This is a genomic window from Anaerophaga thermohalophila DSM 12881 (assembly GCF_000191885.1).
In the GTDB taxonomy this organism is placed as follows: domain Bacteria; phylum Bacteroidota; class Bacteroidia; order Bacteroidales; family Marinilabiliaceae; genus Anaerophaga; species Anaerophaga thermohalophila.
Window position 1 is genome coordinate 24919 of the sequence record NZ_AEWI01000144.1, and the last position, 16052, is coordinate 40970.

Genomic DNA, 16052 nt, shown 5'->3' on the forward strand with positions numbered 1-16052 from the left:
TTTCAATATCTTTGCGACGGAATGAAGAAATTATTACTAATAAATATATTTCTGATATTTTTTCAGATGCTGACGAATGGACAGATTCGTCAGATTGGGCGTCAGGGAGGAGGTAGTCCCGATGGTTTTGGACAAAACCCGTTTCAAACAGGACAGTCTTCACGCGGCAATGAAGACCCCAGGATGGGCGAGGACCCGGAAAGGGGCAGCCAGCAACCGACAATACCCAGGGAGGTGAAGAACTGGCGGTTGGTTGATGATTACGGCCGGTCCGATACGGTCGCCGTAGATACCACCTACACCGGTTTTCAAATATACAACCCCATTTATCAGCGTTCAATAGTGAATCTTACCACCGGAAATTTGGGCGCTCCGGCAAAATCCATGTTGGTGGAGGACATGCCGGTATACAATACTTTTCTTTTTTCCCGTCATCTCAACTATTGGCTGAGCAACCCGGAAGAATGGAAATATTACAATACCAGAACACCCTATACAAATATCTATTATCAGCATAGTGGTCCCAAACGGAGAAGTGAAGAAAATGTGGCGGTGCTCTTTACACAGAATATTAATGAAGATTGGAATTTCGGGTTCAACTATAAACTGATCTCTTCTGTTGGGAAGTATGAAGCTCAGAAGGCAGACAATCGCTTTTTCCGATTTTTCTCCTCCTATTCCGGAGAAAAATATTCTGTTCACGGTTCTTTCTTCTACGGTAAAACCGATCAGTTAGAGAACGGCGGACTTTTGGATGACGATCCTGTTTTTAATCCCGAAAAATACGATTACGGGCAACCCGAGAATATTCCCGTTATATTTATGGATGCCTCTTCGCGTATCGATAATTACAAAGTTTTTCTGAACCAAAAACTGGATATTGGAAAAATTTCCATAGCGGTCAACGATTCTGTTAGTCGAACCGAACCTTTGGCAACACTGGGACATACTTTCGAGTTGGATCGTTATCGACGCACCTATCATATAGATGATTTATCGGGAACAGGTACCGGCGAAGAAGAGGTTTCGGAATTTTATCCTGTTAACCTGATCGATGACACACGTACCAGAGATTCCGTGTATCACAATACCCTTAGAAATATTGTTCAGCTTCAGTTTAATGAAGAAGCCAATCCCTTTCTTCGTTTCGGGATGCGTGTTTTGCTGGTTAATGAAATCGAGAACCTTCAATGGCCCGCTCCTTCCGGGGTGAATGACGAAACCGATGAGGTTATTTATCATCACAATTCGGAAAGGCGAACAGCCACAGCTATAGGGGGACAGCTTTTTAAGAATCAGGGAGAGAATTTTTTCTATGATGCCGGGATGAAAGTCTGGTTTCAGGGACACAAATCGGGCGATAGTGAAATAACAGGTGGTTTCAACAGCTTGTTCCGGATACGGAAAGATACTGCAGGATTTTTTGCCAGGGGCGGGATTTATCTTTCATCCCCGGGATTTTATACAGAGCACTATTACTCCAACCATTTTGAATGGGACCAAAACTTTGATCCGGAGAAAACCGTCAAAATAAGAGGCGGCATTAATATCCCCACAAGACGCTTACAACTGTCAGGAGAAGTACGGCTGATTAATGATTACATATACTGGAACGAGGATGCCCTTCCCGAACAGACCAATGAAGTTTTAAATCTTGTTGAGATAAAGCTCAAAAAACATTTTGAATTTTGGAATCTGCACAGTCGCAATGAGGTAGCTTACCAGATTACCACTAATGACAGGGTTGCACCTCTGCCGGAAATAGCTCTCTTTAGTTCCAATTATTATGAGAATATCCTTTTTGGCGTTCTCCATTTTCAACTCGGATTCGACCTTCGTTATCATACAGCCTATTATGCGCCTGATTATATGCCTGCTACAGGGCAGTTTTTTATACAAAGAGAGCGAAAGGCAGGAAATTATCCCGTTATTGATCTTTTTGCCAATTTTCATCTTAAACGGGCCAATATATTTGTGAAATACGATCACATCAATCAGGGATGGCCCGATAACAATTATTTTCATACCATAGGTTATCCTATTAATCCGGGAGGTCTTCGCTATGGTGTTTCCTGGAATTTCTACGATTAGCATGAACAGCTCTGTGGAACCGATTTTTGCCTGCAAATCAATAAAATGATATCTTTGTGTTCTGGAATGATCCCGGTGTGCCTGTTTGTCATTCGGGCATAATTATTGAATGGGGTCTGAAAAAAGATTCTATGAATAAGACTTTTACGTTTCTTGTTTTGGTTCTGCTTCTTTTTTTATCCGGCTGCTTCACCCCAAAGGAGGATTCCGGAACAGACGATGGTGTAAAACTTTTCGAAAGAGACCTTGCCGAAATCGAAGAGGAAGGCATTGTAAGAGTCGTTACCAACTACAACTCTACCAATTACTTTGTCTATAAAGGAACGCCCATGGGGTATCAGCTTGAGCTGCTTCAGGAATTTGCCAATTATACCGGACTTAAACTGGATATATCAGTTAATAACGATTTGAGCACCAATTATCAGGACTTACGGGCGGGTAAAGTGGACCTTATAGCCAGCAATCTGGCGGCAACCTTAAACAGGCCTGATGGAATCGCTTTTACCGAGCCTAACTGTTACAGCCGGCAAGTGCTTGTTCAGCAACGGTATTCTTTGCAACAGCAACAACCGGATGCCGGGGAAAGCCTGGAATATAAACCGCTTATTCGAAATCAGCTGGAACTGGCAGGGAAAACAATTTATGTTCAGAAGGAGTCGGCCTATGCCATGCGTCTGAGAAATCTTTCTCAGGAGATAGGAGATAGTATTAATATTGTGGAAATAGCCGATTACGAGGTTGAGCAGCTGATTGTTCTTGTGGCACAAGGAGAAATAGAATATACCGTTTGTGATGAGAATCTGGCCAGGGTTAATCTTAATTACTATCCCAACCTGGATGTGGAAACAGCCATCAGCTTTCCTCAGAAATTATCATGGGCTGTTCGTAGTAATTCACCCGACCTTCTGAATGTAATTAATAACTGGTTAATCAATTTCAAGAAAACAACACGATACGCCGGTATCTATCAAAAATATTACCTCAACAAACGATCTGTTCATCTAGTTGATAAAGGATTTCATTCGATTAAAGGGGGGCAGGTTTCGGATTATGACGAGATCATTAAAGAAGAGAGTAAGAAGTTTGACTGGGACTGGCGGTTGATAGCATCAATTATCTATCAGGAGTCCAGATTTTTACCCAGGGCAGAGAGCTGGGCCGGAGCCAGAGGACTGATGCAGTTAATGCCGGAAACTGCCGGCAATTTTGGAGTTTCGGATATTGAAAATCCCCGCCAGAATATCCGTGGAGGAGTGGAATTCCTGAGGTGGCTTGATGAGCGTTTGAAAAACCATATTGCTGACCCCCGTGAACGGATTAAGTTTGTTCTGGCATCTTACAATGTGGGCATCGGCCATGTTTTTGATGCTATGAAGCTGGCCGAAAAGTATGGGAAAGATCCGCACAAATGGGAAAACAATGTAGATTACTATCTTTTACATAAGTCAGAGCCTAAATATTTTAACGATCCCGTAGTAAAACACGGTTATTGCAGGGGAGAAGAACCTTATCATTATGTTACCGAAATACTGGAGAGATATGAACACTATAAGAATGTTATGCAATAAGTATCATAACTTTTTTATTATTTCAATCATTTCGCTAAGTATCATGGCAGTAGCTCCCCATATCTTTTTGCCGCCGGCATCGTAATAGGGGGCGGTGATAATGAGATCGCCTGCCTGGTAGGAGAAATTCTTTATACACGAAGGCTTGAGAAGTTCTTTGAGGGGAACTTCAATGACTTCGGCCACTTCGAGAGGGTCGGGAATGAAGTTAGGCGTTGATTCGAGCCATCCGGCATAAGGATAAACATTAAAATTACTTTTGGGAATATAGAGGGGGGTGAGCTGGCCAAAGATGTTCACCTCTGTGGGTGAAATGCCGATTTCTTCATGCGTTTCGCGAAGGGCGGTATGCAGCAGACTCTTATCACCGTCTTCGGCTTTACCCCCGGGGAAACTGATTTGCCCGCTGTGAACACCTTCATAAACCGGTCTTTGAATAAACGGGATGTACCATTCATTTTTTAGCGGGTACAACAAAATAAGAACACCGCTTGCCCTGGGCTCAGTAAAAGAATCGTCCTTTAGTCCGCCCTGCCTGAAGGTGGGCGACATAATGTTCTGGGCATCAACTCCCGGAAGGGGAGCTTCAAATATTTTCTTTATTTCAGTGATATCAAACATAGCAGGAAGGTTACACCCCCAATGTATTTACGGCTTTTGTAAGTCGGTCTGTTACTTCGTCCCTGCCCAGAATTTCGATGATTGTGAAAAGGTCGGGACCAAAACTGCCTCCCACTATTGCAAGACGCAGGCAATTCATAACACCTCCAAAGTTTAACTGTTTCTGATTGATCAGTCCGGAAATTTTTTCTTTCAATGCTGCTGCCTCCCATTCACCATCATAACTATCAAATAGTTCGGTGAGTTCTTGTATGAAAGACGGGATATCTCCTTTCCATCGTTTTCTGACCACTTTTTCATCGTATGATTCCGGTGCAACAAAGAAGAACGATGATTGATCCCACAATTCATGGACAAAGCTCACTCTTTCCTTAACCAGTCCTACTATTCGGGCTAACTTATCAACGGGGGGTGGAATAATGCCTTTTTCAACCAGTACTGGCCCGAAAAGTGAGGCCAGTTCTTCATCTGTTTTCCTGAGAAGATGCTGATGGTTGAACCATCTGGCTTTTTCGGGGTCGAAGCGGGCACCCGCCCTGTTGACTTTGTCGAAGGAAAAGGCTTCGACTAATTGTTCCGGCATAAATATTTCCTGGTCGGTTCCGGGATTCCATCCCAAAAATGCCAACATGTTCAGGAATGCTTCGGGGAAATATCCGTCTTCGCGATATCCTGCCGAAACTTCGCCGGTTTCGGGGTCTGTCCACTTTAGCGGGAAGACCGGAAATCCGAGCTTGTCGCCGTCTCGTTTGCTCAGTTTGCCTTTTCCCTGAGGTTTCAGTATTAATGGCAAATGGGCAAATACCGGCTTATCCCAGTCAAATGCCCGATAAAGTAAAACATGTAATGGCATGGATGGCAGCCATTCTTCTCCGCGAATCACATGCGTAATTTTCATCAGGTGGTCGTCAACGACGTTGGCCAGATGATAGGTAGGCATACCGTCGGCTTTGAAAAGCACCTTGTCATCAAGTTCGGAAGTCCGGAAAGATACTTTTCCCCGGATCATATCTTCATCTTCAACCAGAACATCATCTTCGGGCATTTTAAACCTGATGACGTATGGAGCCTCTTTTCCCATCAGTTGTTTAACATCACTCTTTGGCAAAGCGAGAGCGTTTTGCATGGAAAGCCGGTTCTTGCTATTGTAAGAGAAGGTTTGTCCTTTTGCTTCTGCCGCTTTTCTTGCTGCATCCAACTCTTCTGATGTATCGAAAGCATAATAGGCATGTCCGGATTCAACCAGCTGGTCGGCAAATTTTCTGTATATATTTTTTCGTTCGCTTTGCCGGTAGGGGCCGAATTCACCTCCCTGAAGCGGGCCTTCATCAAATTCCAGTCCGCTCCATTTTAGCGCTTCAATAATATAATCTTCGGCACCTTTAACATAACGGGTCTGATCTGTATCCTCAATTCGAAGGATGAAAGTCCCTTTCTGTTTTCTGGCAAACAAATAGTTGAACAAAGCAGTTCTTACACCACCCATGTGCAACGGGCCGGTGGGGCTGGGGGCAAATCTGACACGGACTGTATTCTGATTATGCATGATTGACGAGTTTTTTCTGCTGCAAAGATAAGAAAAGCCTGCCGATTTTGTTCGACAGGCTCAGGTTACAAATTGGCAAAATCAAATTAACCGCATTTAGAGGAACCGCAATTCTGGCAAATCAGGCATCCTTCCTGATAAATCAGTTCGTCGGATCCGCAATTTTCGCAATGTCCTTTTTTAACTTTGGTGCCATTGGGAACATATTTTTTTAGGGCACGTTCAACGCCGTTTTTCCAGTTGTTAATGTTTTCGTTATCTAACTGCAGACCGGCGACCAGATGCAGGACATCTTCGATGGGCATCCCGTGCCTCAATACGCCTGAAATAAGCTTCGCGTAGTTCCAGTATTCTTTGTTGAACTTAAATGACAGTCCTTCGATGGTGGTCTTATAGCCGCGTTTGTTTACATACTGGAAGTCGTAGCGTGAAGTTCCGTCACTGTCACGGCTCTTAATAATAAATCCTTTCTGGACCGATTTTGGCAGAAGAATACCATCCTCATCGTCTGCAAGCCCGGTGAATATTTCATAAGGTTTGCCGTCAATAAGTCCCACAAAAGCAATCCATTTTTCTTTGTTATTCTGAAAACGAACCACATCGGCCTCAAGAATTTCCGGTCGTTTTTTGGGGAATTTGGATGATGTGTCGTCATCTTTCTTCTCCGAGTTGTTGAGCAATACGCCGGCCCGTGAACCATCGCGATAAACGGTCACGCCTTTACATCCGCTTTTCCATGCCTCCACATATAGCTGTCCGACAAGCTCTTCGGTTGCAGAGGAAGGCAGGTTGATGGTCACACTTATAGAATGGTCGACCCATTTTTGTACCTGTCCCTGCATGCGGACTTTGCTCATCCAGTCCACATCGTTGGAGGTGGCTTTATAGTAAGGCGATTTTTCTATCAGTTCATTGATTTCTTCCTGGGAATAGTTTTTTGTAGTGTCAAGATTGTTGGCCTGCATCCAGGTCACAAATTTATGATGAAAGACAGTATATTCTTCCCAGCTGTCGCCTACTTCATCAACAAAATCTACTCTGACCTGAGGATCGTTGGGGTTTACTTTCCGCCGGCGTTTGTAAACAGGAAGAAATACGGGTTCAATACCGCTCGAAGTCTGAGTCATCAAGCTGGTAGTACCCGTGGGAGCAATGGTCAGCAGCGCAATATTACGGCGACCATGTTTCTTCATCTCTTCGTACATGTCAGGATCGGCCTTTGCAAGTCGCTGAATGAAAGGGTTTTTCTTTTCTTTCTCACTGTTGAAAATCGGAAATGGTCCGCGTTCTTTGGCAAGATTTACGGATGCTCTGTATGTTGCCAGAGCAAGGGTTTTATGAACTTCAACCGCGAAATCGGTCGCAATATCGCTGCCATAGCGAAGATTTAAAGCCGCCAGCATGTCTCCTTCGCCGGTTATTCCGATGCCTGTTCTGCGTCCTTCTTCCGCTTTTTTCCTGATATTGAGCCAAAGATTTTTTTCAACGCGTTTGATTTCCTCGTCTTCCGGATCGGCTTCGATTTTATTAAGAATTCCGTCAATTTTTTCCAGTTCAAGGTCGATGATGTCATCCATTATGCGCTGAGCATAGCCTGCATGTTTTTTAAACAAATCAAAATTGAAATTTGCATGGTCGGTAAAGGGCTCATCAACATAAGAGTAAAGGTTGATGGCAATCAGGCGACAACTGTCATAGGGGCAAAGCGGAATCTCCCCGCAGGGATTGGTGCTCACGGTGCGATATCCCAAATCGGCATAACTGTCAGGTACCGATTCCCGGATAATGGTATCCCAGAAAAGTATTCCGGGTTCGGCCGATTGCCAGGCATTGTGAACAATCTTTTCCCACAGGTCGCGGGCATTAATGGTTTTTACCATTTTGGGATTGGAGCTGTCGACGGGGTATTGCTGCTGATAATCGATTCCCTCAACAACAGCTTTCATAAATTCATCATCAATTTTTACAGATACATTGGCACCGGTTACTTTCCCCTGTTCCAGCTTGGCATCAATAAATTTTTCAGAATCGGGGTGTTTAATGGAGACACTCAGCATTAAAGCCCCACGACGACCGTCCTGAGCGACCTCACGAGTGGAGTTGGAAAATCTCTCCATAAAAGGAACGATGCCGGTAGAAGTCAGTGCGGAATTTTTTACCGGCGAACCTTTCGGCCGAATGTGCGAAAGATCATGTCCTACACCTCCCCGACGCTTCATCAGTTGCACCTGTTCCTGGTCTACTTTCATAATACCGCCATAGGAGTCGGATGGACCTTCATCTCCAATTACAAAGCAGTTGGACAAGGATGCTACCTGATGAACATTTCCAATGCCGGCCATGGGACCTCCCTGAGGAACAATGTATTGGAATCGTTTGAAGAGCCCGTATAGTTCCTCTTCTGACATCGGGTTCGGATATTTTTTTTCTATCCTCGCTATTTCTCTTGCCAGTCGCCAGTGCATATCGTCGGGCGTCAACTCGTAAAGATTTCCTTTTGAATCTTTAAGCGCATACTTGTTTACCCATACTCTGGCCGCCAGCTCATCGCCCTGGAAATACTTAAACGCTGATTGAAAGGCTTCCTCGTGGGTGTAGGTTTTTTCACCATGCACCGTGGTTTGAAGGTCAACTTCTGCTTCTGCCATGATGATCTGCTTTTTTAATGATATGAATGAATGTATTTTAAATATTTATTAATGAGTGCAGTCTAAAAAGCCTTTTGACCCCTAAATCCCCTAAAGGGGACTTTTTTAAACTGCTGATTTTTAGCAGTTCCCCTTTAGGGGTCAGGAGTAAAAATGGTAAAAATCAGCAGTTTGAAGACTTATTATACTGCACTCATTAATTGTTACAAAAATGTGACTGCAATTTAGGAAAGGTTTTTATTTGTGGCAACATTTTTTTATGAACAGGCTAAAAAGTTTTCCATTTTGAAACATTAAATATTTCATTTACAATATAAAAACAACAACGAAATTTGTGAAAAGTTTTCCAAAAAGAAAATTTAATCAGAATTATATATTTTTTTGTCTCCAAAAATTGGAATTTTTGAACTCTCTGGTGCCAACCGGGTAATCCAATAAAAACAACCGATATTTAACGATAGCGAATATATAAATTAGAAGGATTTCCAAATTTTGGAAAATTGTGAATTTTCTGTTGATAAGTGCTGGAACTCCTTTGTCCGTGGTACGAAGAGAACAGGGGTGAATTTTATCAGCAGATTAAAGACGGGCAAATGGTACTTTATGAACAAACACTAATCAGGTTAAAATCCTGCAAAGTCAGGAACCTTCAGAAAGGGGGAAGACTTCTTTCATAATGACCTCTGTAGCGCCACACATGGATTTGACATAAGCGGCCGACGCATTACCTGTCTGTTTTAGGCACTCAGGATCATTGTGTAATTTTTCCATCATGGTGAAGAAGGTTTCATAATTTCTGATCGAAAATCCGCCGCCCCTGTTGATCAGGTCACGTGCTTCTTTGAATTTTTGATAACGCGGACCGAAGACAACAGGCATGCCGTAGGTGGCAGCTTCGAGCGTGTTGTGGATGCCTTTGCCAAAACCGCCGCCTATATATGCCACCTGTCCGTATCGGTAAATAGCAGACAAAAGGCCAATGGTATCCACGATGAGTACTTTGGCATCGTCATCAATTTTATCGTCTGTTGCAGTATATTTGATGTATGGAACTCTCAGCTTTTGTTCCACCTGCTCAATGTGGCTTTGGTGCACTTCGTGCGGGGCAATAATTAGTTTTACGTCACCCGGTGCACCGTTGATGTATCTTATAAGGATGTCTTCGTCGGGTGGCCAGGTACTGCCAGCCACGATAATAAACGGGGCGCCTTCTGAGAAGGAAGCCGCTATGGGAACATCGGTGGAAGCTTTTACTATGGCAGTGACACGATCGAAACGTGTGTCCCCGACAACCGAAAAATTATTGATTCCGGTTTCCTTGAGCAGGCGACCCGACTCATTGTCCTGTACGTAAAATTTCCTGACAGTTTTTAGTGTTTTACGGAACCACCTTCCATACCATTTGAAAAAAATCTGGTTCTTTCTGAAGATGGAAGAGATGCTGTATATGGGGATGTTTCTTTGCTGAAGCGCCTCAAAAAAACAGGGCCAGAATTCATATTTAATAAAAAGAGCCGATTCAGGATTTACCAATTCAACAAACCTGCGTGCGTTTTCCGGGGTATCGGCCGGGAGATAAACCACCTGATCGGCCATTTCATAATTTTTTCGTATCTCATAACCCGATGGAGAAAAGAAAGTAAGCAGCACCTTCTTCTCCGGATGCTTTTTTCTGATGGCTTCAATCACCGGCCGTCCCTGTTCAAATTCTCCCAGTGAGGCACAATGTACCCAGACGACCGGGCCCTGTTGTTTCATTTCCCCGAGTTGTTGCCATATTTTTTTACGGCCGTTTCTCAGAAGTCGGGCCTTTTCATTGAATGATGATGCAATGAAAAGAAGGAGAGAAAAAAATCGAATGCCGGTGATGTACAATGTTCGCATCTGCCTTGGAGTTATTGATGTAAGGATATCAATCCCGAACGGGTTAACTGAAACACCACAGATTTTCACGACTGAGAACAGAAATACTCTGCAAGCAGGTGAATATCTGTGGTGTCAGGTATTATATAAGAAAATAAATTCAGAATTATCCTCTGATAGCTTTTATGCCTGGCAATTCTTTGCCCTCAAGGTATTCCAGAAGTGCACCTCCGGCCGTTGAGATATAGGATACTTCATCGGCCAGACCGAATTTATTGATACAAGCGACCGAATCACCTCCGCCGATGAGCGAGAAGGCACCTTTTTTGGTAGCGGCTGCAATGGCATCAGCTACCGCCCGGGAACCTTTGGCAAAAGTATCCAGCTCGAAGACGCCAACCGGACCGTTCCAGAGGATGGTTTTGGAGTTTTCGATGACATCCTGATAGATTTTTATCGTTTCAGGTCCGGCATCGAGTCCCTGCCATCCGTCAGGGATTTGATCAACGGGAACGATCCTGGTATTTGCATTGTTTTCAAATGCGTCGGCGGCAACAACATCAACGGGGAGATAGAGATTGACACCTTTTTCTTTGGCCATTTTTTCGATTTTGCGGGCCAGTTCCAGATATTCATCTTCACAAATGGAGTCCCCGATTTGTCCGCCTCGTGCTTTAATAAATGTATAGGTCATTCCACCGCCGAGGATCAGATTGTTCACCTTGTCGAGCAGGTTTTCAATAATGGTGATCTTTGTGGATACTTTTGCCCCTCCCATGATAGCGGTAAACGGGCGATCGGGTGACTTGAGAACTTTATCGAGGCTTTGCAGTTCCTGCTCAATAAGAAAACCGAACATCTTTTTATCACTGTCAAAGAAGTCGGCGATTACAGCGGTTGAGGCGTGTGCCCGGTGAGCAGTACCGAATGCATCGTTAACATAGACATCAGCCAGTGATGCAAGTTCTTTTGAGAATGTTTGCTGCTTTTCTTTCATTTCTGCTTTGGCCGCTTTCTTTTCCTCTTCCGAAGCATCCTCAGCCAATTTGGGTTTGCCTTCTTCTTCAAGATGGAACCGGAGGTTTTCGAGCATAAGAACCTGGCCGGGTTGCAAAGCCGCAGCTTTTTCTTTGGCATCGGGGCCTACACAATCTTTGGCAAAAAGCACCTCAGTGTCTAAAAGTTCAGCAAGCCGTCCCTGCACATGCTTCATGGATAAATCGGGATTGGCTTTCCCATTTGGCCGCCCAAGGTGCGACATAACAATTACCGACCCGCCGTCGGAAATAATTTTTTTCAAAGTTGGTAATGCTGCCTTAATGCGGGTATCATCGGTAATTTCAAACTTTTCGTTCAAAGGCACATTGAAGTCAACACGGACAATGGCCTTTTTACCTGAGAAATTGTAAGATTCAATTTTTGACATAGTATATAAATTATATGGGTTTTACTTATTTCGCAGTGAAGCACAAAGATACAAAAATGAGAAAGAAATGAGAATGAAACGGGTATGAAAAAAGTTTATTATTAAACGAGCATTAGTCCGTTTAAAAAACCTAAATCTAAACCTAAGCCTAAGCCTAAGCCTAAGCCTAAGCCTAAGCCTAAGCCTAAACCTAAACCTAAACCTAAAAATCTAAAGTCTCTTTTTACTTCAAATCTGGCAAAACCAGCTCTTTTGGGGCAGACTCATGAATCAGTTTTCGGGAACATTCAGCCACTTTATGGTGGAATGGGAGGCAATTTTCAGATGAACAAGGTCAGCGTTTTGCAGTAATAACAGGCCTGGTGAACATCCCGGTTCCAGGCGTCCCAGTTCAGGCCTCCGGGCTGTCCGGGCAGCTTCATCTGTTGCTGCTGACAGGATTTCGCACAAAGAAATATTCTTATTGTGTAATAGTACCTTTTTGATTTTTTCAAATTGTGAAAGGCGGTTATCGTTGCCCAGGTCGGGAAATATTTGCGGCTGCAGGTATTTTAATCGTTCGGAAACTATAATCGGGTATTCCCTGGATTTTGAAAACGGGGTTGCTGTAGCTCCCGGAATGCCTAAAAGAATGGTCCCGTTACGAAAATGAAAATGAATATTTTTCAAAGTTTCCCGGGGTTGGGCCGACGGATATTCCCACCATATATCTACGAAGGCGGGCAGTAATATCCCCGAATAGAATCGTACACCGTGTTGTTCTTTAAAACGGTCTTTATGCCATTCGGTTTTCAGGATCACTCCGTCTCTTCTGATGGTTATCACCGGCCATTTGAGCAGTTCGCCTTCGGGTGAAAGCATATAATGTGCGGCAAATTTATCGCAGGTCATGTCTTTCGGGTGATGGTTTTATTGCTTTCATTTCAGGAGATTTGATTTTGTTTTTTTTCACCAAATGTTCCAGCCTGATGTTGCTGAATTCAACCGAAGGGACGAACGATGTGTCATGATCAAACAAAAAGCCCGATATTTCAACCAGTGGTGTTACAGAATCAATATTCAACTGAAGTGTTAGCGGGTTGTTCTTAAAAGTCTTCGTAATATCATGTGACACTGTATCGGCAGTAGAGTCGGCATATTGTGCAATTAATAATGTCTTTCCTTCGCGTGAAAGGTCCTCTCTGAGGAATTTGTAAACAGCCGATAACCGGATTTGTCCACCGGTTATTGAATCGACCTGCATTTTAAAAGGCAACCGGTGATTTACAGTGTCAGCAGGTGTTACAGTCATGATTCGTTCATCATCCCATAAATCGCGGATAACCGGGGTGGTGTCCTTTTTTTCCTCTTCTGCCTGGATTTGCCGGTTAAGGTCGGCTTCGCGTTCGCTCAGCAATACAATGACTTTGTCATATACTTTCTGAAAATGATAGGGATGAGCAGCGTACCAATCACGAATGGTATCAAATTCTTCGGTCGATAGATCATACTCAGAGAGCACCTTACGATAGTATCCCGGAATTTCGTCGTCCGCCATTTGATCGTTTACGCTACTTCTGCCATGTGTGATAATGCTCTCAACTACATACAACTCGGCCAGAATTTGGGCCATCTCATCCTCGTTGGGAAATTCCTTCGGAACTTTTTCCCGTGGGCTGCAGGATATAACAACAAATAAAAGAATAATATGAATAAGTTTATTTCGCATTTTGGTTTGTATTTTCAGAATGTTATTTTTTAATTGTTATTGGGACAATCATCTGACAATAATTTCAGCTATACGTGATGCGGCTTTTCCATCCCAAAGTTCGGGAATTCTTCCCTGCTTGGTCCTGCCGGCGATACAATCGTTAATGATTGATCCGGCCAGTCTCAGATCATTTCCTGCCAGGTAATTGGTACCGGTTTCCAGGGTTATCGGTCGCTCCGTGTTGTTGCGGAGTGTAATGCAGGGAACTCCCCGCCATGTAGTTTCTTCCTGAACGCCTCCACTGTCTGTTATCACAAATTGTGCGGATTTTAATAGTTTCTGAAAATCGATATAACGAAGAGGTGTTATCATTTTTAAATTAGGATGAATATTTTGAATGGCTGTATTTTCTGAGAATATCTGCTCTAACCGCTTACCGGTTCGTGGATGAACAGGAAATACAACAGGTATTTTATTGGCTGTTTCCTTGAGCCAGCTTATCAGTTCCTTTAATCTTGAAGTAGAATCCACATTGGATGGACGGTGCAAAGTAACAAGTCCGAACTTATGCTCCTGTACTCCAATGGTTTCCAGTATTCTTGAATGATGGATGCGGTTGTTGATGCTTATCAGGCTGTCTATCATTACATTGCCGGAGAAATGTATTTTCTCCCCGTCAATGCCTTCATGTTCGAGATTGGTTAATCCTGAAGGTTCTGAAACAAACAGAAGGTCGGAGACAGAGTCGGTTACAATCCTGTTGATCTCTTCCGGCATTGAACGGTCAAAGCTCCGCAGACCCGCCTCTACATGGGAAGTGCGTATGCCTCTTTTGACAGCCACTAACGCACAGGCCATGGTTGAATTGACATCACCAGTAACAATTACATCATGAGGCATTTCCTGTTCCAGCACTTTATCGAAATGTTCCATTATCTTCCCGGTTTGTACGGCGTGAGAACCTCCGTTGATGTTAAGATTGTAATGTGGGACCGGAAGTTCCAGGTCGTCAAAAAAGAAGCGGCTCATGGCTTCATCAAAATGTTGTCCTGTGTGTACAATCTTCACATCAACATTTTGATGCCTGGAGAGTTCATGCCAGAGTGGTGCAATTTTTACAAAATTGGGACGGGCACCGGCAACAAGAAAAATTTTTTGCATAAACAGAGTATTTTATTTCCCGTCGCAGCGGATCATAGTCCGGATGGTTTTCAGAAAAATGATAAAATCAAGTTTAAGAGACCAGTTGTCGATGTACTCAAGGTCCATTTTCATCCATTCGTCAAACGGAATATTGTTGCGTCCGGAAACCTGCCAGATGCAGGTGATGCCGGGTTTCATGGAAAGGCGCCTAAGCTGCCATCGCTCGTATTGGCGCACTTCGTCCGGGAGGGGGGGTCTTGGCCCGATGACCGACATATCGCCGATGAGAACATTAAAAAACTGTGGCAGTTCATCCAGACTTGTTTTTCTCAGAAATCGTCCTACCCTTGTAATACGTGGATCGTTGGTCATCTTGAAGACCGGTCCGTCCATTTCATTTTGGTGCATCAGTTTTTCTTTCAGTTCTTCTGCATTGGTTACCATTGTGCGGAACTTATAAACGATAAATTTTCTGCCACGTCGGCCTACTCTTTTCTGCTTGAAGAATACCGGGCCTTTGGAATCGATTTTAATGGCCAATGCCACTAAAACATAGACGGGAGATAATACGATAACAACAAATGCCGAAAACAGGAAGTCGAATGCATCTTTTACACGTAATTCGAGATAATTGAGCGGTGTATTGGATATGGTCAGCATCGGAGTTGTTCCGAAATAATGAAGCTGGGTTTTGTTGGTAAGCATATTGAAAAATGAAGAGTACATTCTGAAAACGACACCCACTTCGGATGTGAGCTGCAACAGCCTTTCGATATCTCTAATGGCGGGAGTTTCTTTGCAATAAATGATCTCATCGATGGTTTTATCTCTGAGCAACTGCTCAATATCGGTGTCTTCAGGAAGAAATGGGGCGATGGCTCCAAATTCCTGTTCCAGTTCTTCATTGCCTATAATGGCTGATACATGGTATCCCCATTCTTTCATTTTTACCATTTGCCGTAAAAAGGACCTGGCTGAGTTGTCACCAATAATAACCACGTTGAGTGTGTTAAACCCTTTGGAACGCGCCCTTTTCATAAAGGAATAGTTGAACACTTTAATGCCAAAAGTGAGTGTCAGATTGATCCCTCCAAACATCAGCAGCCGTGAAAAACCAATGGAATAAAGGTCTAAAATCCAGACAAAAAGCATTAAAACAGAGGTACCAACTACCGCGAGACTCAAACATCCAAACAATACCACCGAGTAGGGACGCGACCTGTACAGTTGATTTAGCCGGAAAGCCCGGGCAAAAGTGTACCAGAAGAAAATGAGGAGAAAATGAATGATTATGGAATCCTTATTGGTCAGAGGTTCAAGATACCCTTGTTCAATATACACCGCCAGGTTGTAACTGATTATCGCGATCAGTACGTCAACAATGGCCAGAAATCGGTTGACTACTTTGGCTTTTTCTCTTAACATGTTCTCCCTTTATGAAGCGAACCAAATTTAT

At 43.6% G+C, this 16052-nt stretch carries 11 protein-coding genes; 2 read left to right on the top strand and 9 right to left on the bottom strand.

Annotation, left to right across the window (positions count from 1 at the left end; genetic code table 11):
- Nucleotides 1-21: 21 nt before the first annotated feature.
- Nucleotides 22-2091 (top strand): putative porin, encoded by a 2070-nt coding sequence (locus ATH1_RS0116990; RefSeq protein ID WP_010424603.1) that lies wholly within the window; start codon nt 22-24, stop codon nt 2089-2091.
- Nucleotides 2092-2147: 56 nt separating this feature from the next.
- Nucleotides 2148-3659, top strand: coding sequence for an MltF family protein (locus tag ATH1_RS0116995; protein WP_010424605.1), 1512 nt, complete (start codon nt 2148-2150; stop codon nt 3657-3659).
- Between the two features lie 3 nt (nt 3660-3662).
- On the opposite strand, the gene ATH1_RS0117000 is transcribed toward ATH1_RS0116995, so the two are convergent.
- The 9 genes from ATH1_RS0117000 to ATH1_RS0117040 all read right to left on the bottom strand — a co-directional run bounded on the left by ATH1_RS0117000 (nt 3663) and on the right by ATH1_RS0117040 (nt 16021).
- Entirely contained in the window at nt 3663-4280 is a 618-nt protein-coding gene (locus ATH1_RS0117000) for an NUDIX hydrolase (RefSeq protein WP_010424606.1), read from the bottom strand.
- Between the two features lie 10 nt (nt 4281-4290).
- Complete coding sequence (gene gltX / locus ATH1_RS0117005; protein WP_010424608.1) at nt 4291-5826, bottom strand: glutamate--tRNA ligase; 1536 nt, start codon at nt 5824-5826, stop codon at nt 4291-4293.
- Nucleotides 5827-5912: 86 nt separating this feature from the next.
- The gene (locus ATH1_RS0117010; protein WP_010424609.1) at nt 5913-8474 is read right to left on the bottom strand and encodes an adenosylcobalamin-dependent ribonucleoside-diphosphate reductase; all 2562 of its coding nucleotides are present in this window, start codon (nt 8472-8474) and stop codon (nt 5913-5915) included.
- A 639-nt stretch (nt 8475-9113) separates the two neighbouring features.
- Complete coding sequence (locus ATH1_RS0117015; protein WP_010424611.1) at nt 9114-10358, bottom strand: 3-deoxy-D-manno-octulosonic acid transferase; 1245 nt, start codon at nt 10356-10358, stop codon at nt 9114-9116.
- Between the two features lie 145 nt (nt 10359-10503).
- Nucleotides 10504-11763: a phosphoglycerate kinase gene (locus tag ATH1_RS0117020; RefSeq protein ID WP_010424612.1), complete on the bottom strand. Its 1260-nt coding sequence runs from the start codon at nt 11761-11763 to the stop codon at nt 10504-10506.
- Between the two features lie 270 nt (nt 11764-12033).
- Entirely contained in the window at nt 12034-12654 is a 621-nt protein-coding gene (locus ATH1_RS0117025; RefSeq protein ID WP_010424613.1) for a hypothetical protein, read from the bottom strand.
- The gene (locus tag ATH1_RS0117030; protein WP_010424614.1) at nt 12641-13471 is read right to left on the bottom strand and encodes a DUF4296 domain-containing protein; all 831 of its coding nucleotides are present in this window, start codon (nt 13469-13471) and stop codon (nt 12641-12643) included. The genes ATH1_RS0117025 and ATH1_RS0117030 overlap by 14 nt, the downstream gene beginning before the upstream one ends.
- Nucleotides 13472-13519: 48 nt before the next feature.
- Entirely contained in the window at nt 13520-14614 is a 1095-nt protein-coding gene (gene wecB / locus ATH1_RS0117035; RefSeq protein ID WP_010424616.1) for a non-hydrolyzing UDP-N-acetylglucosamine 2-epimerase, read from the bottom strand.
- Nucleotides 14615-14626: 12 nt separating this feature from the next.
- Nucleotides 14627-16021, bottom strand: a complete 1395-nt coding sequence (locus ATH1_RS0117040) for a sugar transferase (RefSeq protein ID WP_010424618.1) — start codon at nt 16019-16021, stop codon at nt 14627-14629.
- Nucleotides 16022-16052: the final 31 nt, after the last annotated feature.

What these genes read in the sequence shown, in the direction of transcription:
- ATH1_RS0117020 (WP_010424612.1), bottom strand. Translation starts at nt 11,763, where the DNA reads ATGTCAAAAATTGAATCTTACAATTTCTCAGGTAAAAAGGCCATTGTC.
- ATH1_RS0116990 (WP_010424603.1), top strand. Translation starts at nt 22, where the DNA reads ATGAAGAAATTATTACTAATAAATATATTTCTGATATTTTTTCAGATG.
- ATH1_RS0117030 (WP_010424614.1), bottom strand. Translation starts at nt 13,471, where the DNA reads ATGCGAAATAAACTTATTCATATTATTCTTTTATTTGTTGTTATATCC.
- ATH1_RS0117000 (WP_010424606.1), bottom strand. Translation starts at nt 4,280, where the DNA reads ATGTTTGATATCACTGAAATAAAGAAAATATTTGAAGCTCCCCTTCCG.
- ATH1_RS0117040 (WP_010424618.1), bottom strand. Translation starts at nt 16,021, where the DNA reads ATGTTAAGAGAAAAAGCCAAAGTAGTCAACCGATTTCTGGCCATTGTT.
- wecB (WP_010424616.1), bottom strand. Translation starts at nt 14,614, where the DNA reads ATGCAAAAAATTTTTCTTGTTGCCGGTGCCCGTCCCAATTTTGTAAAA.
- ATH1_RS0117025 (WP_010424613.1), bottom strand. Translation starts at nt 12,654, where the DNA reads ATGACCTGCGATAAATTTGCCGCACATTATATGCTTTCACCCGAAGGC.
- ATH1_RS0117010 (WP_010424609.1), bottom strand. Translation starts at nt 8,474, where the DNA reads ATGGCAGAAGCAGAAGTTGACCTTCAAACCACGGTGCATGGTGAAAAA.
- gltX (WP_010424608.1), bottom strand. Translation starts at nt 5,826, where the DNA reads ATGCATAATCAGAATACAGTCCGTGTCAGATTTGCCCCCAGCCCCACC.
- ATH1_RS0117015 (WP_010424611.1), bottom strand. Translation starts at nt 10,358, where the DNA reads ATGCGAACATTGTACATCACCGGCATTCGATTTTTTTCTCTCCTTCTT.